Source organism: Burkholderia ubonensis (assembly GCF_902833085.1).
GTDB lineage: Bacteria > Pseudomonadota > Gammaproteobacteria > Burkholderiales > Burkholderiaceae > Burkholderia > Burkholderia ubonensis.
This window is the reverse complement of record NZ_CADFEB010000014.1, coordinates 192,330-212,917: the sequence shown is the minus strand read 5'-3', so window position 1 is coordinate 212,917 and position 20,588 is coordinate 192,330. Positions and strand designations below refer to the sequence as shown.

34 protein-coding genes are annotated in these 20,588 nt (G+C 61.8%); 32 read left to right on the top strand and 2 right to left on the bottom strand.

All coding sequences use genetic code 11. The annotated features are described in order from the left end of the window. From tuf to dsbD, 32 genes are all read left to right on the top strand, one after another. Window positions 1-1,179: elongation factor Tu (tuf, locus tag HWX31_RS33465; protein WP_244143914.1), on the top strand; the 1,179-nt coding region annotated here is incomplete at its 5' end. 288 nt (window positions 1,180-1,467) lie between these two features. Next, entirely contained in the window at window positions 1,468-1,779 is a 312-nt protein-coding gene (gene rpsJ / locus HWX31_RS33460; protein ID WP_004199280.1) for a 30S ribosomal protein S10, read from the top strand. 177 nt (window positions 1,780-1,956) lie between these two features. Next, window positions 1,957-2,607 (top strand): 50S ribosomal protein L3, encoded by a 651-nt coding sequence (gene rplC, locus HWX31_RS33455; protein ID WP_059759922.1) that lies wholly within the window; start codon window positions 1,957-1,959, stop codon window positions 2,605-2,607. Further along, a complete protein-coding gene (gene rplD / locus HWX31_RS33450) occupies window positions 2,607-3,227 on the top strand; it encodes a 50S ribosomal protein L4 (RefSeq protein ID WP_059759910.1) in 621 nt (206 codons plus the stop codon). The genes rplC and rplD overlap by 1 nt, the downstream gene beginning before the upstream one ends. Beyond that, window positions 3,224-3,538 carry a 50S ribosomal protein L23 gene (gene rplW, locus HWX31_RS33445; protein WP_009687194.1) on the top strand — a complete coding sequence of 105 codons (315 nt, stop codon included), beginning with the start codon at window positions 3,224-3,226 and terminating at the stop codon, window positions 3,536-3,538. Before rplD ends, rplW begins: the two co-directional genes overlap by 4 nt. A gap of 2 nt (window positions 3,539-3,540) precedes the next feature. Next, window positions 3,541-4,368 (top strand): 50S ribosomal protein L2, encoded by an 828-nt coding sequence (rplB, locus tag HWX31_RS33440; protein WP_026045041.1) that lies wholly within the window; start codon window positions 3,541-3,543, stop codon window positions 4,366-4,368. Between the two features lie 10 nt (window positions 4,369-4,378). Continuing rightward, window positions 4,379-4,654, top strand: a complete 276-nt coding sequence (gene rpsS / locus HWX31_RS33435) for a 30S ribosomal protein S19 (protein WP_004199273.1) — start codon at window positions 4,379-4,381, stop codon at window positions 4,652-4,654. 12 nt (window positions 4,655-4,666) lie between these two features. Continuing rightward, window positions 4,667-4,996, top strand: coding sequence for a 50S ribosomal protein L22 (gene rplV / locus HWX31_RS33430; protein ID WP_004199272.1), 330 nt, complete (start codon window positions 4,667-4,669; stop codon window positions 4,994-4,996). An 11-nt stretch (window positions 4,997-5,007) separates the two neighbouring features. Beyond that, a complete protein-coding gene (rpsC, locus tag HWX31_RS33425; RefSeq protein WP_084899906.1) occupies window positions 5,008-5,808 on the top strand; it encodes a 30S ribosomal protein S3 in 801 nt (266 codons plus the stop codon). A 2-nt stretch (window positions 5,809-5,810) separates the two neighbouring features. Next, on the top strand, window positions 5,811-6,227 hold the full coding sequence (gene rplP, locus HWX31_RS33420; protein ID WP_006482873.1) for a 50S ribosomal protein L16: 417 nt from the start codon (window positions 5,811-5,813) through the stop codon (window positions 6,225-6,227). Between the two features lie 9 nt (window positions 6,228-6,236). Further along, entirely contained in the window at window positions 6,237-6,431 is a 195-nt protein-coding gene (gene rpmC, locus HWX31_RS33415) for a 50S ribosomal protein L29 (RefSeq protein ID WP_006400652.1), read from the top strand. After that, window positions 6,428-6,700: a 30S ribosomal protein S17 gene (gene rpsQ, locus HWX31_RS33410; RefSeq protein WP_006752928.1), complete on the top strand. Its 273-nt coding sequence runs from the start codon at window positions 6,428-6,430 to the stop codon at window positions 6,698-6,700. Before rpmC ends, rpsQ begins: the two co-directional genes overlap by 4 nt. Window positions 6,701-7,011: 311 nt before the next feature. After that, window positions 7,012-7,380 (top strand): 50S ribosomal protein L14, encoded by a 369-nt coding sequence (rplN, locus tag HWX31_RS33405; protein WP_004197951.1) that lies wholly within the window; start codon window positions 7,012-7,014, stop codon window positions 7,378-7,380. A gap of 9 nt (window positions 7,381-7,389) precedes the next feature. Further along, on the top strand, window positions 7,390-7,698 hold the full coding sequence (gene rplX, locus HWX31_RS33400; protein ID WP_006477187.1) for a 50S ribosomal protein L24: 309 nt from the start codon (window positions 7,390-7,392) through the stop codon (window positions 7,696-7,698). Between the two features lie 16 nt (window positions 7,699-7,714). Further along, window positions 7,715-8,254 (top strand): 50S ribosomal protein L5, encoded by a 540-nt coding sequence (gene rplE, locus HWX31_RS33395; protein WP_006482882.1) that lies wholly within the window; start codon window positions 7,715-7,717, stop codon window positions 8,252-8,254. Between the two features lie 7 nt (window positions 8,255-8,261). Beyond that, complete coding sequence (gene rpsN / locus HWX31_RS33390) at window positions 8,262-8,567, top strand: 30S ribosomal protein S14 (protein WP_006400648.1); 306 nt, start codon at window positions 8,262-8,264, stop codon at window positions 8,565-8,567. Between the two features lie 14 nt (window positions 8,568-8,581). After that, window positions 8,582-8,977: a 30S ribosomal protein S8 gene (gene rpsH, locus HWX31_RS33385; RefSeq protein ID WP_034183605.1), complete on the top strand. Its 396-nt coding sequence runs from the start codon at window positions 8,582-8,584 to the stop codon at window positions 8,975-8,977. Window positions 8,978-8,995: 18 nt separating this feature from the next. Continuing rightward, a complete protein-coding gene (rplF, locus tag HWX31_RS33380; protein WP_059558296.1) occupies window positions 8,996-9,526 on the top strand; it encodes a 50S ribosomal protein L6 in 531 nt (176 codons plus the stop codon). 12 nt (window positions 9,527-9,538) lie between these two features. Continuing rightward, window positions 9,539-9,904, top strand: a complete 366-nt coding sequence (gene rplR / locus HWX31_RS33375) for a 50S ribosomal protein L18 (protein ID WP_006400645.1) — start codon at window positions 9,539-9,541, stop codon at window positions 9,902-9,904. 14 nt (window positions 9,905-9,918) lie between these two features. Then, window positions 9,919-10,437: a 30S ribosomal protein S5 gene (gene rpsE, locus HWX31_RS33370; RefSeq protein ID WP_006482895.1), complete on the top strand. Its 519-nt coding sequence runs from the start codon at window positions 9,919-9,921 to the stop codon at window positions 10,435-10,437. A gap of 15 nt (window positions 10,438-10,452) precedes the next feature. Beyond that, window positions 10,453-10,635, top strand: coding sequence for a 50S ribosomal protein L30 (gene rpmD / locus HWX31_RS33365; protein ID WP_006400644.1), 183 nt, complete (start codon window positions 10,453-10,455; stop codon window positions 10,633-10,635). Between the two features lie 28 nt (window positions 10,636-10,663). Beyond that, window positions 10,664-11,098: a 50S ribosomal protein L15 gene (rplO, locus tag HWX31_RS33360; protein ID WP_006482880.1), complete on the top strand. Its 435-nt coding sequence runs from the start codon at window positions 10,664-10,666 to the stop codon at window positions 11,096-11,098. 44 nt (window positions 11,099-11,142) lie between these two features. Further along, complete coding sequence (secY, locus tag HWX31_RS33355; RefSeq protein ID WP_010092940.1) at window positions 11,143-12,492, top strand: preprotein translocase subunit SecY; 1,350 nt, start codon at window positions 11,143-11,145, stop codon at window positions 12,490-12,492. 9 nt (window positions 12,493-12,501) lie between these two features. Further along, window positions 12,502-12,720: a translation initiation factor IF-1 gene (gene infA / locus HWX31_RS33350; RefSeq protein WP_004521905.1), complete on the top strand. Its 219-nt coding sequence runs from the start codon at window positions 12,502-12,504 to the stop codon at window positions 12,718-12,720. A 21-nt stretch (window positions 12,721-12,741) separates the two neighbouring features. Continuing rightward, on the top strand, window positions 12,742-12,858 hold the full coding sequence (gene rpmJ, locus HWX31_RS33345) for a 50S ribosomal protein L36 (protein WP_004199844.1): 117 nt from the start codon (window positions 12,742-12,744) through the stop codon (window positions 12,856-12,858). Window positions 12,859-12,896: 38 nt separating this feature from the next. After that, complete coding sequence (rpsM, locus tag HWX31_RS33340; RefSeq protein WP_006400641.1) at window positions 12,897-13,262, top strand: 30S ribosomal protein S13; 366 nt, start codon at window positions 12,897-12,899, stop codon at window positions 13,260-13,262. A gap of 28 nt (window positions 13,263-13,290) precedes the next feature. Continuing rightward, entirely contained in the window at window positions 13,291-13,692 is a 402-nt protein-coding gene (rpsK, locus tag HWX31_RS33335) for a 30S ribosomal protein S11 (RefSeq protein WP_010092939.1), read from the top strand. A 140-nt stretch (window positions 13,693-13,832) separates the two neighbouring features. Beyond that, entirely contained in the window at window positions 13,833-14,456 is a 624-nt protein-coding gene (gene rpsD / locus HWX31_RS33330; protein WP_084899913.1) for a 30S ribosomal protein S4, read from the top strand. Window positions 14,457-14,580: 124 nt separating this feature from the next. Next, a complete protein-coding gene (locus tag HWX31_RS33325; RefSeq protein WP_042582910.1) occupies window positions 14,581-15,558 on the top strand; it encodes a DNA-directed RNA polymerase subunit alpha in 978 nt (325 codons plus the stop codon). A gap of 138 nt (window positions 15,559-15,696) precedes the next feature. Beyond that, on the top strand, window positions 15,697-16,092 hold the full coding sequence (gene rplQ / locus HWX31_RS33320) for a 50S ribosomal protein L17 (protein WP_006400638.1): 396 nt from the start codon (window positions 15,697-15,699) through the stop codon (window positions 16,090-16,092). 180 nt (window positions 16,093-16,272) lie between these two features. Then, a complete protein-coding gene (gene cutA / locus HWX31_RS33315; RefSeq protein ID WP_174959385.1) occupies window positions 16,273-16,599 on the top strand; it encodes a divalent-cation tolerance protein CutA in 327 nt (108 codons plus the stop codon). Further along, a complete protein-coding gene (gene dsbD, locus HWX31_RS33310; protein ID WP_174959387.1) occupies window positions 16,592-18,460 on the top strand; it encodes a protein-disulfide reductase DsbD in 1,869 nt (622 codons plus the stop codon). The genes cutA and dsbD overlap by 8 nt, the downstream gene beginning before the upstream one ends. Window positions 18,461-18,604: 144 nt before the next feature. On the opposite strand, the gene hemB is transcribed toward dsbD, so the two are convergent. Together hemB and yihA are read right to left on the bottom strand one after the other, a co-directional pair. Then, entirely contained in the window at window positions 18,605-19,603 is a 999-nt protein-coding gene (hemB, locus tag HWX31_RS33305) for a porphobilinogen synthase (RefSeq protein ID WP_042582913.1), read from the bottom strand. A 252-nt stretch (window positions 19,604-19,855) separates the two neighbouring features. Next, the gene (yihA, locus tag HWX31_RS33300) at window positions 19,856-20,515 is read right to left on the bottom strand and encodes a ribosome biogenesis GTP-binding protein YihA/YsxC (protein WP_174959389.1); all 660 of its coding nucleotides are present in this window, start codon (window positions 20,513-20,515) and stop codon (window positions 19,856-19,858) included. Window positions 20,516-20,588: the final 73 nt, after the last annotated feature.

Genomic DNA, 20,588 nt, shown 5'->3' with positions numbered 1-20,588 from the left:
AAATTCGAGCGGACCAAGCCGCACGTGAACGTTGGTACGATTGGTCACGTTGACCACGGCAAGACGACGCTGACGGCGGCGATCACGACCGTGCTGACGAAGAAGTTCGGCGGTGAAGCGAAGGCATACGACCAGATCGACGCGGCGCCGGAAGAAAAGGCACGTGGTATCACGATCAACACCGCGCACGTCGAGTACGAAACGGCGAACCGCCACTACGCACACGTCGACTGCCCGGGCCACGCTGACTACGTGAAGAACATGATCACGGGCGCGGCGCAGATGGACGGCGCGATCCTGGTTTGCTCGGCAGCAGACGGCCCGATGCCGCAAACGCGTGAGCACATCCTGCTGGCGCGTCAGGTTGGCGTTCCGTACATCATCGTGTTCCTGAACAAGTGCGACATGGTGGACGACGCTGAACTGCTCGAGCTGGTCGAGATGGAAGTTCGCGAACTGCTGTCGAAGTACGACTTCCCGGGCGACGACACGCCGATCGTGAAGGGTTCGGCGAAGCTGGCGCTGGAAGGCGACACGGGCGAGCTGGGTGAAGTGGCGATCATGAACCTGGCAGACGCGCTGGACACGTACATCCCGACGCCGGAGCGTGCAGTTGACGGCGCGTTCCTGATGCCGGTGGAAGACGTGTTCTCGATCTCGGGCCGCGGTACGGTGGTGACGGGTCGTGTCGAGCGCGGCATCGTCAAGGTCGGCGAGGAAATCGAAATCGTCGGTATCAAGCCGACGGTGAAGACGACCTGCACGGGCGTTGAAATGTTCCGCAAGCTGCTGGACCAAGGTCAGGCAGGCGACAACGTCGGTATCCTGCTGCGCGGCACGAAGCGTGAAGACGTGGAGCGCGGCCAGGTTCTGGCGAAGCCGGGTTCGATCACGCCGCACACGCACTTCACGGCTGAAGTGTACGTGCTGAGCAAGGACGAAGGCGGCCGTCACACGCCGTTCTTCAACAACTACCGTCCGCAGTTCTACTTCCGTACGACGGACGTGACGGGCTCGATCGAGCTGCCGAAGGACAAGGAAATGGTGATGCCGGGCGACAACGTGTCGATCACGGTGAAGCTGATTGCACCGATCGCGATGGAAGAAGGTCTGCGCTTCGCAATCCGCGAAGGCGGCCGTACCGTCGGCGCGGGCGTCGTCGCCAAGATCATCGAGTAATATCGACGATCCGCGGGCCCCGGCGGGGCCTGCGATTCCGCGGTACGCAGCTGTACCGCCGAAACCGGGTGCCCGGCTCGTGCCGGCACCCGGTTTTGTTTTTTCCGGCGCTCCGTTGCGGGCGGCGACAAACCCGCACCACCGCTTTATTTTTTTCGTGTAGAATCGCGGGCTTAGCAGTGGAAGTACCGTTCGGAATCCGGCGCCTCGCTCCCCGCAGGCTTCGGGTTTCGCGTTCTTTTGGTGTTCGGCGATGCAATATCGCCTCGCTCTTTTCAAGGAATCGTCATGCAGCAACAGAAAATCCGCATTCGCCTGAAGGCTTTCGACTATCGTCTGATCGATCAATCGGCTGCCGAAATCGTCGACACGGCGAAGCGGACTGGCGCAATCGTCCGTGGCCCGGTGCCGCTGCCGACGCGCATTCAGCGTTTTGACATCCTGCGTTCGCCGCACGTCAACAAGACGTCGCGCGACCAGCTTGAAATCCGTACCCACCAGCGCCTGATGGACATCGTCGATCCGACGGACAAGACGGTCGACGCGCTGATGAAGCTCGACCTGCCGGCAGGCGTCGACGTGGAAATCAAGCTGCAGTAAGGCTTCCGGCGCCGCCCGGCCAGCCGGGTGGTGCTAAGTCTTTGATTGCTTGCAGAAAACGAATGGCCCGGCTATAATGCTAGGCTTTTCGCGTATTTGCGTAAAAAAGTCGGGCCTTGCGTGCCCGGCATTTTGTAAATCAGCCCCGACCAATCGCAGTCGGGAATGGAGAAAACGATGAGCCTTGGACTCGTAGGTCGCAAGGTTGGTATGACCCGTATCTTCACGGCTGAAGGGGATTCGATTCCCGTCACCGTGCTGGACGTGTCGGACAACCGCGTGACGCAGATCAAGACTGTTGAAACCGACGGCTACACGGCCGTGCAGGTTGCATTCGGCTCCCGTCGTGCATCGCGCGTGACGAAGCCGCTGGCAGGTCATCTTGCCAAAGCCGGTGTCGAAGCCGGTGAAATCCTCAAGGAATTCCGCATCGATGCGGCCAAGGCAGCTGAGCTGTCGAACGGCGCAATCGTTGGTCCGGACCTGTTCGAAGTGGGCCAGAAGGTCGACGTGCAAGGCGTGTCGATCGGTAAGGGCTACGCCGGTACGATCAAGCGTTACAACTTCTCCTCCGGCCGTGCCACGCACGGTAACTCGCGCTCGCACAACGTGCCGGGTTCGATCGGTATGGCGCAGGATCCGGGTCGCGTGTTCCCGGGCAAGCGCATGACGGGTCACATGGGTGATGTGACGGTAACGGTGCAGAACCTCGAAATCGCTCGTATCGACGCAGAGCGCAAGCTGCTGCTGGTCAAGGGCGCGATTCCGGGTGCGAAGGGCGGCAAGGTTTTCGTGACGCCGGCCGTGAAGACCAAGGGGGCGAAATAATGGAACTCAAGCTCCTGAACGCAAATGGTCAGGAAGGTGCAGTGGTTAACGCGTCGGACGTCGTGTTCGGCCGTGACTACAACGAAGCGCTGATCCACCAAGTCGTCGTTGCTTACCAGGCGAACGCTCGCCAGGGTAACCGCGCGCAGAAGGACCGTGAGCAGGTCAAGCACACGACCAAGAAGCCGTGGCGCCAGAAGGGTACGGGCCGCGCTCGTGCCGGTATGTCGTCGAGCCCGCTGTGGCGTGGCGGTGGTCGTATCTTCCCGAACTCGCCGGAAGAAAACTTCTCGCACAAGGTCAACAAGAAGATGCATCGCGCAGGTCTCTGCTCGATCTTCTCGCAGCTGGCCCGCGAAGGCCGTCTGTCGGTCGTCGAGGACATCGTTCTCGAAGCGCCGAAGACCAAGCTGCTGGCCGACAAGTTCAAGGCCATGGGTCTCGATTCCGTGTTGATCATCACCGACACGGTCGACGAAAACCTGTACCTGGCTTCGCGCAACCTGCCGCACGTGGCAATTGTCGAGCCGCGTTATGCCGACCCGCTGTCGCTGATCTACTTCAAGAAAGTACTGGTCACGAAGGCTGCGGTCGCCCAGATCGAGGAGTTGCTGTCATGAGCGAGATTCGCAAGAACGATCATCGTTTGATGCAGGTCCTGCTCGCACCGGTGATTTCCGAGAAGGCGACGCTGGTTGCCGACAAGAACGAGCAAGTCGTGTTCGAAGTCGCGCCGGATGCCACGAAGCAGGAAGTGAAGGCGGCTGTCGAGCTGCTGTTCAAGGTTGAAGTTGATTCCGTCAACGTGCTGGTTCAGAAGGGCAAGCAAAAGCGCTTCGGCCGTTCGATGGGCCGCCGCAAGGACGTGAAGAAGGCATACGTCTGCCTGAAGCCCGGCCAGGAAATCAACTTTGAAGCGGAGGCCAACTAACCATGGCAATCGTCAAAGTCAAACCGACATCGCCGGGTCGCCGCGCGATGGTCAAGGTGGTCAACAAGAATCTGCACAAGGGCAAGCCGTTCGCGGCGCTGCTCGACACGCAGAGCTCGACCGCCGGCCGTAACAACAACGGCCACATCACCACGCGCCACAAGGGCGGTGGTCACAAGCAGCACTATCGTATCGTCGATTTCCGTCGCACGAAGGACGGCATTCCGGCGAAGGTCGAGCGTCTCGAGTACGACCCGAACCGCAGCGCGAACATCGCGCTGGTGCTCTACGCAGATGGCGAGCGTCGCTACATCATCGCTCCGAAGGGTCTGACCGTCGGCCAGCAGCTGATGTCGGGTTCGGAAGCGCCGATCCGCGCAGGCAACACGCTGCCGATCCGCAACATTCCGGTCGGTACGACGATCCACTGCATCGAGATGCTGCCGGGCAAGGGCGCGCAAATGGCGCGTTCGGCTGGTACGTCGGCAATGCTGCTCGCACGCGAAGGCGTGTACGCGCAGGTTCGCCTGCGTTCGGGCGAAATCCGCCGCGTGCACATCGAGTGCCGTGCAACGATCGGTGAAGTCGGCAACGAAGAGCACAGCCTGCGCCAGATCGGCAAGGCCGGCGCAAACCGCTGGCGCGGTATCCGCCCGACGGTGCGTGGCGTTGCGATGAACCCGGTTGATCACCCGCACGGTGGTGGTGAGGGCAAGACGGCTGCAGGTCGCGACCCGGTGAGCCCGTGGGGCACGCCGGCGAAGGGTTATCGCACCCGCAGCAACAAGCGCACGACGACGATGATCGTCCAGCGCCGTCACAAGCGTTAAGGAGTAGGCAATGGCACGTTCTGTTAAAAAAGGTCCGTTCTGCGACGCCCATTTGCTGAAGAAAGTTGAGGCGGCTGCAGCTTCGCGCGACAAAAAACCGATCAAGACCTGGTCGCGTCGCTCGACGATTCTGCCGGATTTCATCGGTCTGACGATCGCCGTTCACAACGGCCGTCAACACGTTCCGGTGTACATCTCGGAAAACATGGTCGGCCACAAGCTTGGCGAGTTCGCACTGACCCGGACGTTCAAGGGTCACGCGGCCGACAAGAAGGCCAAGAAATAAGGGGCAATCAAGATGGAAGTGAAAGCAATTCATCGCGGTGCCCGCATCTCGGCGCAGAAGACGCGCCTTGTGGCTGACCAGATCCGCGGTTTGCCGGTCGACAAGGCGCTGAACGTTCTGACGTTCTCGCCGAAGAAGGCGGCTGGCATCGTGAAGAAGGTTGTGCTGTCGGCAATCGCGAATGCGGAGCACAACGAAGGCGCCGATATCGACGAGCTCAAGATCAAGAGCATCTACGTCGACAAGGCTGCATCGCTCAAGCGTTTCACCGCGCGCGCCAAGGGCCGCGGTAACCGCATCGAGAAGCAATCCTGTCACATCACTGTGACGGTCGGGAATTAAGGAGCCATACGATGGGACAGAAAATTCATCCGACTGGCTTCCGCCTGGCTGTCAGCCGCAATTGGGCGTCGCGCTGGTACGCGAACAACAACAATTTCGCGGCGATGTTGAAGGAAGACATCGGTGTTCGTGAATACCTGAAGAAGAAGCTGAAGAACGCTTCGGTCGGCCGCGTCGTCATCGAGCGTCCGGCAAAGAACGCGCGCATCACGATTTTCAGCTCGCGTCCGGGTGTCGTCATCGGCAAGAAGGGCGAGGATATCGAACAGCTGAAGACGGAACTGCAACGCCGCATGGGCGTGCCGGTTCACGTCAACATCGAAGAGATCCGCAAGCCGGAAACCGATGCGCAGCTGATCGCTGACTCGATCACGCAACAGCTCGAGCGCCGGATCATGTTCCGTCGCGCGATGAAGCGTGCGATGCAGAACGCGATGCGTCTGGGTGCCCAGGGCATCAAGATCATGAGCGCCGGCCGTCTGAACGGTATCGAAATCGCACGTACGGAGTGGTATCGCGAAGGTCGCGTGCCGCTTCACACGCTGCGTGCCGACATCGACTACGCGACTTCGGAAGCGAAGACGACCTACGGGATCATCGGCGTCAAGGTGTGGGTGTACAAGGGCGATACCCTTGGCCGCAACGACGCGCCGGTGGTGGAAGAAGTAGCCGAAGACAAGCGTCCGCGTCGCAATGCGCGTCCGGGCGACCGTCGTCCGCGCCGTGACGGCGAAGGCGGCGCTCCGGGTGCTCGCCGTGGCGCACCGCGCCGTGGCGCCGGCAAGCCGGAAGACGGCAAGACTGGAGAATAACGATGCTGCAACCGAAACGCAGGAAGTATCGCAAAGAGCAGAAGGGTCGTAACACCGGCAAGGCGACGCGCGGCAACGCGGTGTCGTTCGGTGAATTCGGCCTGAAGGCGATCGGTCGCGGTCGTTTGACCGCACGTCAAATTGAAGCGGCGCGTCGTGCCATGACGCGTCACATCAAGCGTGGCGGCCGCATCTGGATTCGCATTTTCCCGGACAAGCCGATTTCGCAGAAGCCGGCCGAAGTACGTATGGGTAACGGTAAGGGTAACCCGGAGTACTACGTCGCCGAGATTCAACCGGGCAAGATGCTGTATGAAATGGACGGCGTAACCGAAGAACTGGCACGCGAAGCGTTCCGTCTGGCTGCAGCGAAGCTGCCGCTGAAGACGGCGTTCATCGTGCGTCAGCTCGGCGCCTAAGGAGAAAACATGAAGGCTTCCGAACTTCTCCAGAAAGACCAGGCCGCGCTCAACAAGGAGCTGGCGGACCTGCTGAAGGCGCAATTCGGCCTGCGCATGCAACTCGCGACCCAGCAGCTCACGAACACGAGCCAGCTGAAGAAGGTTCGTCGCGACATCGCACGTGTGCGGACCGTCATGACTCAGAAGGCGAACCAGAAATGAACGATAGCGTGAAAACCTCGCTGAAGCGGACGCTGGTCGGTCGGGTCGTCAGCAACAAGATGGACAAGACCGTCACCGTGCTGATCGAGCACCGCGTCAAGCACCCGATCTACGGCAAGTATGTCGTGCGCTCGAAGAAGTACCACGCGCACGATGAAGCGAACACCTGCAACGAAGGCGATCTCGTCGAAATCCAGGAAACCCGTCCTGTTTCGAAGACGAAGGCCTGGACGGTGTCGCGCCTCGTCGAAGCCGCCCGCGTCATCTAAGCGGGTCGAGCAGTAGAGCAGTAGCAGGCACTTCTCCACGAAGTGCTTGAAATCGCAAAGTTTTTGCTTGCGTGACCGGGATTGTTTGTTATAATCCCGGTCTTCCCTCTTTATGGGAGCCCCGTCGCGGGCGAAGTTGGTGGGGGAAGCGGACAGGCGCCAGCCTGCTCCGAAAGATTCACCGAATTGCGATGGCGGGTTTCGTTTGCCGTCGCTGCTGTTCCAACCCAAGCAGCCGATTGGCTGACGGGACCAAGACTGACCGAATGCATCATGGTGGTGCATCCGGATTAAGTTGGGAAAGACAAACCATGATCCAGACCGAATCTCGGCTCGAAGTAGCCGACAACACGGGTGCACGTGAAGTCATGTGCATCAAGGTGCTCGGCGGCTCGAAGCGTCGTTATGCCAGCATTGGCGACATCATCAAGGTGAGCGTCAAAGAGGCAACGCCGCGCGGGCGCGTGAAGAAAGGCGAAATCTACAACGCCGTGGTGGTCCGCACCGCCAAGGGTGTTCGCCGTCAAGACGGCTCGCTGATCAAGTTCGACGGCAACGCCGCTGTGCTTTTGAATAACAAGCTCGAGCCGATCGGCACCCGTATCTTCGGGCCGGTCACGCGTGAGCTGCGTAGCGAACGATTCATGAAGATCGTTTCGCTGGCGCCGGAAGTGCTGTAAGGAGTCGCGATGAACAAGATTCGCAAAGGTGACGAAGTGATCGTCGTCACTGGCAAGGACAAGGGCAAGCGCGGCGTCGTGCTGGCTGTCGGTGCTGAGCATGTGACGGTTGAAGGTATCAACCTCGTCAAGAAGCATGTGAAGCCGAACCCGATGAAGGGTACGACGGGCGGCGTGGAAGCGAAGACGATGCCCCTGCATATTTCGAACGTCGCACTGGTCGACGCGAATGGCAAGGCGTCGCGTGTTGGCATCAAGGTCGAGGAAGGCAAGAAGGTTCGCTTCCTGAAGACGACCGGTGCCGTACTGAGCGCCTGACGCAGCGGAGTAAAAAATGGCTCGTTTTCAAGAGTTTTACAAAGAAAAGGTTGTGCCCGGCCTGATCGAGAAGTTCGGTTACAAGTCGGTCATGGAAGTGCCGCGCATCACCAAGATCACGCTGAACATGGGTCTTGGCGAAGCGATCGCTGACAAGAAGATCATCGAGAACGCCGTCGGCGACCTCACGAAGATCGCTGGTCAGAAGCCGGTCGTGACGAAGGCGCGCAAGGCAATCGCAGGCTTCAAGATCCGCCAGGGCTACCCGATCGGCGCGATGGTGACGCTGCGTGGTCGTGCGATGTACGAATTCCTCGACCGCTTCGTGACCGTTGCCCTGCCCCGCGTGCGTGACTTCCGTGGCGTGTCGGGCCGTGCTTTCGATGGCCGCGGCAACTACAACATCGGTGTGAAAGAGCAGATCATTTTCCCCGAAATCGATTACGACAAGATCGACGCGCTGCGTGGGCTGAACATCAGCATCACGACGACTGCGAAGACCGACGACGAAGCAAAGGCTCTGCTCGCCAGCTTCAAGTTCCCGTTCAGAAACTGAGGTTACCGTGGCTAAACTGGCACTGATCGAACGTGAAAAGAAGCGCGCCCGCCTGGTCGCGAAGTTCGCAGCAAAGCGCGAAGCGCTGAAGGCGATCATCGAAGACCAAAGCAAGTCGGAAGAAGAGCGCTACGAAGCACGCCTGGAGCTGCAGCAACTGCCCCGCAACGCAAACCCGACCCGCCAGCGCAACCGCTGTGCGATCACGGGCCGTCCGCGTGGTACGTTCCGTAAATTCGGCCTCGCGCGCAACAAGATTCGTGAAATCGCATTCCGTGGCGAGATTCCTGGCCTGACCAAGGCGAGCTGGTAATAGGAGAAACATAAATGAGCATGAGTGATCCTATCGCCGATATGCTGACTCGCATCCGCAACGCGCAGATGGTCGAGAAGGTATCGGTCGCGATGCCCTCGTCGAAGGTCAAGGTTGCAATCGCGCAAGTCCTGAAGGACGAAGGTTATATCGACGATTTCGCGGTGAAGGCTGAAGGCGCGAAGGCAGAACTGAACATCGCGCTGAAGTATTACGCTGGCCGTCCGGTCATCGAACGCCTCGAGCGCGTGTCGAAGCCGGGCCTGCGCGTGTACCGCGGCCGTAACGACATTCCGCAGGTCATGAATGGCCTCGGTGTGGCAATCGTGTCGACGCCGAAGGGCGTGATGACCGACCGCAAGGCGCGCGCTACGGGCGTCGGCGGCGAAGTCATCTGCTACGTCGCTTAACCGAAAGGAGAGAGGAACATGTCTCGAGTAGGTAAGAGCCCGATCGCGCTGCAAGGCGCGGAAGTCAAGCTGGCCGACGGTGCGATCACCGTCAAGGGCCCGCTGGGCACCATCACGCAAGCGATCAATCCGCTCGTGAACGTGGCGAACAACGACGGCACGCTGAACCTGTCGCCGGCGGACGAAAGCCGCGAAGCAAATGCACTGTCGGGCACGATGCGCGCGATCATCGCGAATGCCGTGCACGGCGTGACCAAGGGTTTCGAGCGCAAGCTGACGCTGGTTGGCGTCGGTTATCGTGCGCAAGCGCAAGGCGACAAGCTGAACCTGTCGCTGGGTTTCTCGCACCCGGTGGTGCACCAGATGCCGGAAGGCGTCAAGGCTGAAACCCCGACGCAAACCGAAATCGTGATCAAGGGGATCAACAAGCAACAAGTCGGTCAAGTGGCTGCGGAAGTCCGCGGTTACCGTCCGCCGGAGCCGTACAAGGGCAAGGGCGTGCGCTATTCCGACGAGGTTGTGATCCTCAAAGAAACGAAGAAGAAGTAAGGGTGCGCAATCATGGATAAGACTCAATCTCGCCTGCGCCGCGCTCGCCAGACGCGTATCAAGATCGCTGAGCTGCAGGTCGCGCGTCTCGCCGTGCATCGCACGAACACGCACATCTACGCTCAAGTGTTCTCGCCCTGCGGCACCAAGGTGCTGGCCAGCGCGTCGACCCTCGAAGCGGAAGTGCGCGCCGAGCTCGCCGACAAGTCGGGCAAGGGCGGCAACGTTGCTGCCGCAACGCTGATCGGCAAGCGTATTGCTGAGAAGGCTAAGGCCGCCGGCATCGAATCCGTCGCCTTCGACCGCTCGGGCTTCCGCTACCACGGCCGCGTGAAGGCGCTGGCTGAGGCAGCTCGCGAAGCTGGGCTCAAGTTCTAAGGAAGGAATTCGTCATGGCAAAGATGCAAGCGAAAGTTCAGGCTGACGAGCGCGACGACGGCCTTCGCGAAAAGATGATTTCGGTCAACCGCGTGACCAAGGTCGTGAAGGGTGGCCGTATTCTCGGCTTCGCCGCACTGACCGTGGTTGGCGACGGCGATGGCCGCATCGGTATGGGCAAGGGCAAGGCGAAGGAAGTGCCGGTTGCCGTCCAGAAGGCAATGGAACAAGCTCGCCGCAACATGTTCAAGGTGCCGCTCAAGAACGGCACGCTGCAACACGAAGTGCACGGCAAGCACGGCGCATCGGCAGTCCTCCTCGCTCCGGCGAAGGCGGGTACCGGTGTGATCGCCGGCGGCCCGATGCGCGCAGTGTTCGACGTGATGGGCGTTCAGAACGTCGTGGCGAAGAGCCACGGTTCGACGAACCCGTACAACCTCGTCCGTGCGACGCTGGACGGCCTGCGCAAGCAGTCCACCCCGGCAGACATCGCGGCGAAGCGCGGCAAGTCCGTCGAAGAAATTTTGGGCTAAGCCCGGGTGGTCACCATGTCTGAAAAAACTGTCAAGGTTCAGCTCGTGAAGAGCCTGATCGGGACCCGCGAATCGCACCGCGCGACCGTGCGTGGCCTGGGCCTGCGCCGACTCAACTCGGTTAGCGAGCTGCAGGATACGCCGGCGGTCCGCGGCATGATCAACAAGGTCTCGTACCTGGTTAAGGTCATCGCGTAAGCGGCCGACTACGGATCAAGGAGTTGATATGGAATTGAATAACCTGAAGCCGGCAGCTGGCGCCAAGCACGCCAAGCGTCGCGTCGGCCGCGGCATCGGTTCGGGCCTCGGCAAGACGGCTGGCCGTGGTCACAAGGGTCAGAAATCGCGTTCGGGCGGCTTCCACAAGGTCGGCTTCGAAGGCGGTCAGATGCCGCTGCAACGTCGTCTGCCGAAGCGCGGCTTCACGTCGCTGACGAAGGAATTCGTCGGTGAAGTGCGCCTGGGCGACCTCGAGAAGCTGCCGGTCGACGAGATCGATCTGCTCGCACTGAAGCAAGCCGGCCTGGTCGGCGAGCTGACGAAGAGCGCAAAGATCATCGCCACCGGTGAACTGAAGCGCAAAATCGTCGTGAAGGGTCTCGGTGCCACCAAGGGTGCGCGCGCTGCGATCGAAGCGGCTGGCGGTTCGTTTGCCGAGTGACACGCCTAGCGCGTCGTCTCTAGCATTTGCATCGGAGAAAGTACTTGGCTAACAGCCCGAGTCTTGCAAAACCCGGTCGAAGCACGGCGAAATTCGGCGATCTGCGCCGGCGAGCGATGTTCCTGCTCCTGGCGTTGATCGTCTATCGCATCGGCGCGCACATCCCCGTGCCGGGCATCGATCCGGATCAACTGGCTAAGCTGTTCCAGAGCCAGGCGGGCGGCATCCTGGGCATGTTCAACATGTTCTCGGGTGGCGCGCTTTCCCGCTTCACGATCTTCGCGCTGGGGATCATGCCGTACATCTCGGCGTCGATCATCATGCAGCTGATGGCGATCGTTTCGCCGCAGCTCGAAGCGCTGAAGAAGGAAGGGCAGGCAGGGCAACGGAAGATCACGCAGTACACGCGGTATTTCACCGTGGTGCTCGCGACCTTCCAGGCGTTCGGTATCGCGGCTGCGCTGGAAAACCAGCCGGGCCTCGTCACCGACCCCGGCATGCTGTTCCGTCTGACGACGGTCGTGACGCTGGTAACCGGCACGATGTTCCTGATGTGGCTGGGTGAGCAGATCACCGAGCGGGGTCTGGGCAACGGTATCTCGATCATCATCTTCGGCGGGATCGCAGCAGGGTTCCCGAATGCCGTCGGTGGGTTGCTCGAGCTGGTGAAGACGGGTTCGATGGGGCCGTTCTCGGCGATCATCATTGTCGTTCTGATCGCTGCGGTGACTTACCTGGTCGTGTTCATCGAACGCGGTCAGCGCAAGATCCTCGTGAACTACGCGAAGCGTCAGGTCGGCAACAAGATCTACGGCGGGCAGTCGTCTCACCTGCCGCTGAAGCTGAACATGTCGGGCGTGATTCCGCCGATCTTCGCATCGTCGATCATCCTGTTCCCGGCAACGATCCTTGGCTGGTTCAGCACGGGGCAGCCGTCGGGAAGCTGGTTCTCCAACACGCTGCATAACGTGGCGGAGGCGCTGAAGCCGGGCCAGCCGGTCTATGTGCTGCTGTACACGCTGGCAATCGTGTTTTTCTGCTTCTTCTACACCGCGCTGGTGTTCAACAGCAGGGAAACCGCGGATAACCTGAAGAAGAGCGGCGCGTTCGTGCCGGGCATCCGTCCGGGCGAGCAGACTGCGCGATACATCGACCGCATCCTCACGCGTCTGACGCTGGCCGGTGCGATCTATATCGTCTTCGTGTGTCTGCTGCCGGAATTTCTGGTGCTGCGCTGGAACGTGCCGTTTTATTTTGGTGGAACGTCGCTGCTGATCATTGTCGTCGTCACGATGGACTTCATGGCGCAGGTGCAGTCGTACGTTATGTCGCAACAGTATGAGTCGCTGCTCAAGAAGGCCAACTTCAAGGGCGGCAACATCCCAATGCGTTAAAAAGGACCTATGGCCAAGGACGATGTAATCCAGATGCAGGGCGAGGTGATCGAAAACCTCCCGAATGCGACCTTCCGTGTGAAGCTGGAAAACGGCCATGTCGTGTTGGGGCATATCTCCGGAAAGATGCGGATGCACTACATCCGCATTCTCCCGGGCGACAAGGTGACGGTTGAATTGACGCCTTACGATCTGTCGCGTGCGCGGATCGTGTTCCGGGCGAAGTGATTTGGAAAAAAGGGTAATATCATGAAAGTGATGGCATCGGTTAAGCGCATTTGCCGCAATTGCAAGATCATCAAGCGCAAAGGCGTCGTTCGCGTGATCTGCAGCTCGGATCCGCGCCACAAGCAGCGCCAAGGCTGACCGCGCGTTTGTTTGCGCTTTTTGTTTGAGGAAAAACAATGGCTCGTATCGCAGGGGTTAACATCCCGAATCACCAGCATACCGAGATCGGCCTGACGGCCATCTTCGGTATCGGCCGCACCCGTTCGCGCAGCATCTGCGTGGCAGCTGGCGTCGATTTTTCGAAGAAGGTCAAGGATCTGACCGACGCAGACTTGGAAAAGCTGCGTGAAGAAGTGGGCAAGTTTGTCGTCGAAGGCGATCTGCGCCGTGAAGTGACGATGAACATCAAGCGCCTGATGGACCTCGGCTGCTACCGTGGCGTTCGTCACCGCAAGGGCCTGCCGATGCGCGGTCAGCGTACGCGTACGAACGCACGTACTCGCAAGGGTCCGCGTCGTGCAGCGCAAGCGCTGAAGAAGTAAGCGGAACTGACAGTTACAGGAAAACGTAATGGCTAAGGCTTCGAACACCGCGGCGCAACGCGTTCGCAAGAAGGTCAAGAAGAACGTCGCTGAAGGCGTGGTTCACGTTCACGCGTCGTTCAACAACACGATCATCACGATCACCGATCGCCAGGGCAATGCACTGGCATGGGCGACGTCGGGCGGCCAGGGCTTCAAGGGCTCGCGCAAGTCGACGCCGTTCGCTGCTCAGGTTGCTGCTGAGTCGGCCGGCCGCGTGGCGATGGAATACGGCGTGAAGAATCTGGAAGTGCGGATCAAGGGCCCGGGCCCGGGTCGTGAGTCGGCAGTGCGTGCACTGCACGGCCTCGGCATCAAGATCACCGCGATTTCGGATGTCACTCCGGTTCCGCACAACGGCTGCCGTCCGCCGAAGCGTCGCCGCATCTAACGATGTGCTGGCGCAATGCCTGTCGCCGCTTTGCGTCGACGGGCTGTGCTTTTTTGATTGACTAAGCCCACCGTTCGCCCCAAAGGGCGCGAACTAGCGCGGATCGCGATCCGCGTGACTGATTGATAAAGGAATGCAAAGTGGCACGTTATATCGGCCCTAAGGCCAAGCTGTCCCGCCGTGAAGGCACCGACCTGTTCCTGAAGAGCGCGCGCCGGTCGCTCGCCGACAAGTGCAAGCTCGACAGCAAGCCGGGCCAGCATGGCCGTACCTCGGGCGCACGTACGTCCGACTACGGCACGCAGCTGCGTGAAAAGCAAAAGGTCAAGCGCATCTACGGTGTGCTGGAGCGTCAGTTCCGCCGCTACTTCGCTGAAGCCGACCGCCGCAAGGGCAACACGGGTGAAAACCTGCTGCAACTGCTCGAGTCGCGCCTCGACAACGTCGTGTACCGCATGGGCTTCGGCTCGACCCGCGCTGAAGCGCGTCAGCTCGTGAGCCACAAGTCGATCACCGTGAACGGCGTCGTCGCGAACGTCCCGTCGCAGCAAGTGAAGGCCGGCGACGTGGTTGCGATCCGCGAAAAGGCGAAGAAGCAGGCGCGTATCGTCGAAGCGCTGTCGCTGGCCGAGCAAGGCGGCATGGCTAGCTGGGTTTCGGTCGATGCGAAGAAATTCGAAGGTACGTTCAAGCAAATGCCGGAACGCGCTGACATCGCCGGCGACATCAACGAAAGCCTGATCGTCGAATTGTATTCGCGTTAATCCGATTGACGGCCGAGGTACCCCGATTGCGTCACGCAAGGAGGGGCCTCGGCTGTTTATTTTCTGGTTGTTACCGGTCAGCCTTATCGGTGTAACGAGCCGAGGGTATTGAAAAGGAAAGCCCATGCAAACCAGTTTGCTGAAACCCAAGATCATCGCCGTGGAATCGCTGGGCGAGAACCACGCGAAGGTGGTCATGGAGCCGTTCGAACGCGGCTATGGCCACACCTTGGGCAACGCGCTTCGCCGCGTGCTGCTGTCGTCGATGGTTGGCTACGCGCCGACCGAAGTGACGATCGCGGGCGTGGTGCACGAGTATTCGACGCTTGACGGTGTGCAAGAGGACGTCGTCAACCTGCTGCTGAACCTGAAGGGCGTGGTGTTCAAGCTGCACAACCGCGACGAAGTGACGGTGACGCTGCGCAAGGAAGGCGAAGGCATCGTCACGGCAGCCGATATCGAGCTGGCGCACGATTGCGAAGTCATCAACCCGAATCACGTGATCGCGCATCTGTCGAAGGGCGGCAAGCTCGACGTGCAGATCAAGATCGAGAAGGGCCGCGGCTATGTGCCGGGCAACGTGCGTCGCTATGGCGAAGACACGGCCAAGATCATCGGCCGCATCGTCCTCGACGCATCGTTCTCGCCGGTTCGCCGCGTGAGCTACGCAGTCGAAAGCGCGCGCGTCGAGCAGCGTACCGACCTCGACAAGCTCGTGATGAACATCGAGACGAGCGGCGTGATCACGCCGGAAGAGGCGATCCGTCAATCGGCGCGCATCCTGGTCGACCAGCTGTCCGTGTTCGCGGCACTGGAAGGCACGGAGACGGCAGCGGAAGCACCGTCGCGCGCACCGCAGATCGATCCGATCCTGCTGCGTCCGGTGGACGATCTCGAGCTGACGGTTCGTTCGGCGAACTGCCTGAAGGCCGAGAACATCTACTACATCGGCGACCTGATCCAGCGCACGGAAAACGAGCTGCTGAAGACGCCGAACCTCGGTCGCAAGTCGCTCAACGAGATCAAGGAAGTACTTGCTTCCCGCGGTCTCACGCTGGGCATGAAGCTCGAGAACTGGCCGCCGGCTGGTCTCGACAAGTAAGCCCGGTTGTTGCTGTAACTGGCCAAGATGCGGATTTTCCTTTAGAATCCGCATCTTGCTTTTTTTCGTTACCGGCCCGTGCACCCCTGCAGGTGCGATAGAAGAGCTGGATCAAAACTTTGAATCAAGGAAACTGAAATGCGCCATCGTCATGGTCTGCGGAAACTGAACCGCACGAGCAGCCACCGTCTGGCAATGCTCCGCAACATGTCCAACTCGCTGATCGAGCACGAAGTCATCAAGACGACGCTGCCGAAGGCGAAGGAACTCCGTAAGGTCGTCGAGCCGCTGATCACGCTCGGCAAGAAGCCGTCGCTCGCGAACCGTCGCCTGGCGTTCAACCGCCTGCGCGATCGCGACTCGGTAGCGAAGCTGTTCGACGTGCTCGGTCCGCGTTTCGCGAACCGTCCGGGCGGCTACCTGCGCATCCTGAAGTTCGGCTTCCGCGTCGGCGACAACGCACCGATGGCACTGGTCGAACTGCTGGATCGTCCGGAAGTCGACGAAACGGAAAACGTGCAAGAAGCTGAATAAGCTTCCCGGTACGTCGCAGTAACAGAAAAGGGTCAAGCATTTGCTTGGCCCTTTTTGCTTGGCGGTCTCGGAATGCGGTCGATTGTCGCAGGCGGCCGCCGGCACCATCGCGCAGGGTGCGCTACGATACGGAGCAAACAGCTGGCGAATGCGCCGGCGAACGAAACTGGAGGTGCGCGAATGGTCGTGGTGCTGATGCTGACGACGGTGCCGGATGAGGCGACCGCCGACGCGCTCGCCGACGGCGCGCTGGCCGCGCGGCTTGCCGCCTGCGTGTCGCAGCTCGGCGCGATCCGGTCGCGCTATCACTGGGAAGGCAAGGTCGAAACGGCCGAGGAAATCCAGCTGCTGTTCAAGACGAGCCCGGTGCGCTCGCTCGAGCTGGAGCGCTTCATCCAGTCGCACCATCCTTACGACACGCCCGAAATCGTCTCCTGGCAAGCGGCGGCCGCGCCGAAGTACGGCCAGTGGGTGGCGGGCGAAACACAACGTCTATTTCATGTTTAACGGTATGGCTCTTCGCGCGCGCATCCATGCGTTGCGGCTCCTCGCGCTGCTGCTGTCACTCCTCGCGTTCACGCTGGGCGGCATGTCGCTCGCCCGGGCCGCCGACGATTTCCTCGATCCGTCGGTGGCGTTCAAGTTCAGCGCCAGCGAGTCGCCGGGTCAGGTCGATGTGCGCTTCAAGGTCGCGGACGGCTATTACCTGTATCGGGAGCGGTTCGCGTTCGCGGTCAAGAGCGGCCAGGCGACGCTCGGCGAGCCGCAGCTGCCCGCGGGCCATGTGAAGTTCGACCAGACGTTCCAGAAGAACGTCGAGACCTACCGCGGCGACGTGGTGATCCACGTGCCGATCAAGCAGGCAGCCGGGGCGTTCGAACTCGCGGTGACGTCGCAGGGATGCGCGGACGAAGGGATCTGCTATCCGCCGGCCGAGCATGTCGTGAAGGTGAGCGGCGACGCGCTGGGCGCGGTGTCCCCGGCAGCGGCCTCGCCGGCCGGTCGCGACGAGGCGGCCGGCAGCTGGCTCGACAAGATCACGAGCGCCGATTATGCGCAGTCGCTGCTCGAAGGCCAGGGCTTCTTCACGGTCGTCGCACTGTATTTCGTCGCGGGCGTCGTGCTGAGCCTCCTGCCCTGCTCCTATCCGATGATTCCGATCGTATCGGCGATCATCATCGGCCAGGGTACGCGCGTGACGCACGCACGCGGCTTCGCGCTGTCGCTGACCTACGTGATCGGCATGGCGCTCGTCTACACGGTGCTCGGGATCGCCGCCGCGCTGGTCGGGCAGAGTCTCGGGGCATGGCTGCAGAACCCGTGGGTGCTGGGCAGCTTCGGCGTGCTGCTGACGGCCTTCGCGGCATCGCTGATTTCCGGCGTCGACATCGCGCTGCCGCAGCGCTGGCAGAACGGCGCCGCCAACGCGACGACCGGCCACAAGGGCGGCCACTTCGCGGCGGTCGCGGCGATGGGCGCGCTGTCGGCGCTCGTCGTCGGCGCCTGCATGACGGCGCCGCTGTTCGCGGTGCTCGCGTTCATCGCGCATACCGGCAACGCGCTGCTCGGCGGCGCGGCGCTGTTCGCGATGGGGCTGGGGCTCGGCGTGCCGCTGCTGATCGTCGGCGTCGGCGCGGGCACGTTGCTGCCGCGCGCGGGTGCATGGATGGACGGCGTGAAGGTGTTCTTCGGCATCGTGCTGCTCGCGGCCGCGTTGTGGATCGTCTGGCCGGTGCTCGGCGGGGCGTTCCGGATGATCCTGGCCGCGTTGTGGCTGCTCGTCGCGGCGGCCGCGCTCGGCCTGTTCACGCCGCACGCGGGCACGCCGTCGATCTGGCGGCGCCTCGGGCGCGGGCTCGGCGCGGCGCTGGCGATCTGGGCGGCCACGCTGCTCGTCGGCCTCGCCGCGGGCTCGACCGATCCCGTCAAGCCGCTGGCGGTGCTTGCCGCGCGCACGACCGCGTCCGTGGCCGGTTCGCCCGCGGCCGGTGCGCCGGGCGCGCAGGAAAGCCCGGCTTTTGCGTCAGTGGGGTCGAATGGCGAGCTCGATGCGTTGCTGAAGACGTCGGGCCAGCCGGTGATGCTCGATTTCTACGCCGACTGGTGCGTGAGCTGCAAGGAGATGGAGCATCTGACCTTCACCGATTCGCGCGTGCAGGCGAGGCTCGCGCAATTGCACCTGGTGCGCGCAGACGTCACCGCCAACAGTCCGGATGATCAGGCGCTGCTGAAGCGCTTCAACCTGTTCGGTCCGCCCGGGATCATCTTCTTCGATCGCAACGGCAAGGAAATCGGGCGGGTGGTCGGCTATCAGGCTGCCGACACGTTCCTGCGCAGCCTCGATCGCGCGGCGGTGCCGACGGTGTGACCGGCGTGCGTCGCGCGCGCGGGTCGGAGACATTCGAACGCGCTGCGCGCGCAAAGACGGCGCCGGCCCTCGATCGGCCGGCAAGAAAAAACGGCGACGCACCGAAGTGCGTCGCCGTTTTGCTTTCCGGCCTCTGGCGCGGGATCAGCGCTGTGCCTTCAGCAGGCGCGCGGCATCGAGCGCGAAGTACGTGAGCACGCCGTCGGCGCCGGCGCGCTTGAACGCGAGCAGCGATTCGAGTACGACCTTGTCGTGATCGAGCCAGCCGTTCATCGCGGCGGCCTTCAGCATCGCGTATTCGCCGCTGACCTGGTACACGTAGGTCGGGAAGCGGAACTCGTCCTTCACGCGGCGTACGATGTCGAGGTACGGCATGCCGGGCTTCACCATCACCATGTCCGCGCCTTCCTCGATGTCGAGGCGCACTTCGCGCAGCGCTTCGTCGGTGTTCGCCGGGTCCATCTGGTAGGTCATCTTGTTGCTCTTGCCCAGATTCGCCGCCGAGCCGACCGCGTCGCGGAACGGGCCGTAGAACGCCGACGCGTACTTGGCCGAATAGGCCATGATGCGCGTGTGGATATGGCCTTCGCTTTCGAGCATCTCGCGGATCGCGCCGATGCGGCCGTCCATCATGTCGGACGGCGCAACGATGTCGACGCCTGCCTCGGCCTGCGCGCGTGCCTGCTCGATCAGGATTTCGACGGTGTCGTCGTTGATCACGTAGCCGTTTTCGTCGAGCACGCCGTCCTGGCCGTGGCTCGTATACGGATCGAGCGCGACATCGGTCAGCACGCCGAGCTCGGGGAAGCGCTTCTTCAGCTCGCGCACCGCGCGCGGGATCAGTCCCTCGGGATTGGCCGCCTCGCGGCCGTCAGGCGTCTTCAGCGACGGCTCGATGGCCGGGAACAGCGACAGCACGGGCACGCCCAGTTCGACGCACTGCTCGGCCACCTGCATCAGCAGGTCGACGGACACGCGCTCGACGCCGGGCATCGACGGCACCGGCTGGCGCTCGTTCGTGCCTTCGACGACGAAGACCGGATAGATCAGGTCGTCGGTGGTCAGGCGGTTTTCGCGCATCATGCGGCGGGAGAAGTCGTCGCGGCGCATCCGGCGCGGACGATGAAGCGGATGGAAGCTCATGGCGATTTGGCAGAAATCAGGGCAATAAGGGCTTTACAGAACCCTTAGGTTATTTTCTGGATCGTTGGTATATGATAGCGATCGAGCGTCACGCGTAGCGTGATGCTCCCCGCTTCTCCTCCCTGAGCGGGTGCCTGTCGTTATTCGATTAGGCTGTTTAACCCGCCGCTAAACGGCGGGTTTTTTTATGAGCCGGCCGAAACGCAGGCGCCCTCAGGTGCGCACGGCCGGTGCCGGCCGCGCGGTGCCCGATCATTGTGCTACAGGCTCGCTTTTTTCGTCGGCGACGGACGGCCGCACCCAGCTCTCGATCAGCGCGTGGGCCTCGTCGAGCCCCGTGCGCTTGAGCGCCGAGAACAGCTGGACCGTCAGCTTGCCTTCGACGCCCGCGTCGCGATACGCATCCAGCCCTTTCTGCGTCGTCCGCAGCGCGTTGATGCTTTCCTGGCGCGTCAATTTGTCGCATTTCGTCAGCAGCGTGTGGATCGGCTTGCCGGTCGGCGTGAACCACTCGATCATCCGGCGGTCGAGCTCGGTCAGCGGGCGGCGCGAATCCATCATCAGGATCAGCCCGCAGAGCTGCGAGCGGGTTGCGAGGTAGGTCGACAGCAGCATTTCCCAGTGCGCCTTCGCGGCGCCGGGCACTTCCGCGTAACCGTAGCCGGGCAGGTCGACGAGGTTCGCGACGGGCTCGGCCGCCGGGCCGACCGAGAAGTAGTTGATGTGCTGCGTACGGCCGGGCGTCTTCGACGCGAACGCGAGCCGCTTCTGGTTGCACAGCACGTTGATCGCGGTCGATTTGCCGGCGTTCGAGCGGCCCGCGAACGCGACTTCCGGCTGCACCGTCGGCGGCAGGTCGCGCAGGTGGTTGACGGTCGTGTAGAAGCGGGCTTGATGGAGCAGAAAGGCCATGGGAACCGGGGACGGACGGGCGGCGCGAGCCGCTTGGTGGAGGCGGGGTAGCCCCGATAGGCGCGGGGGCTTT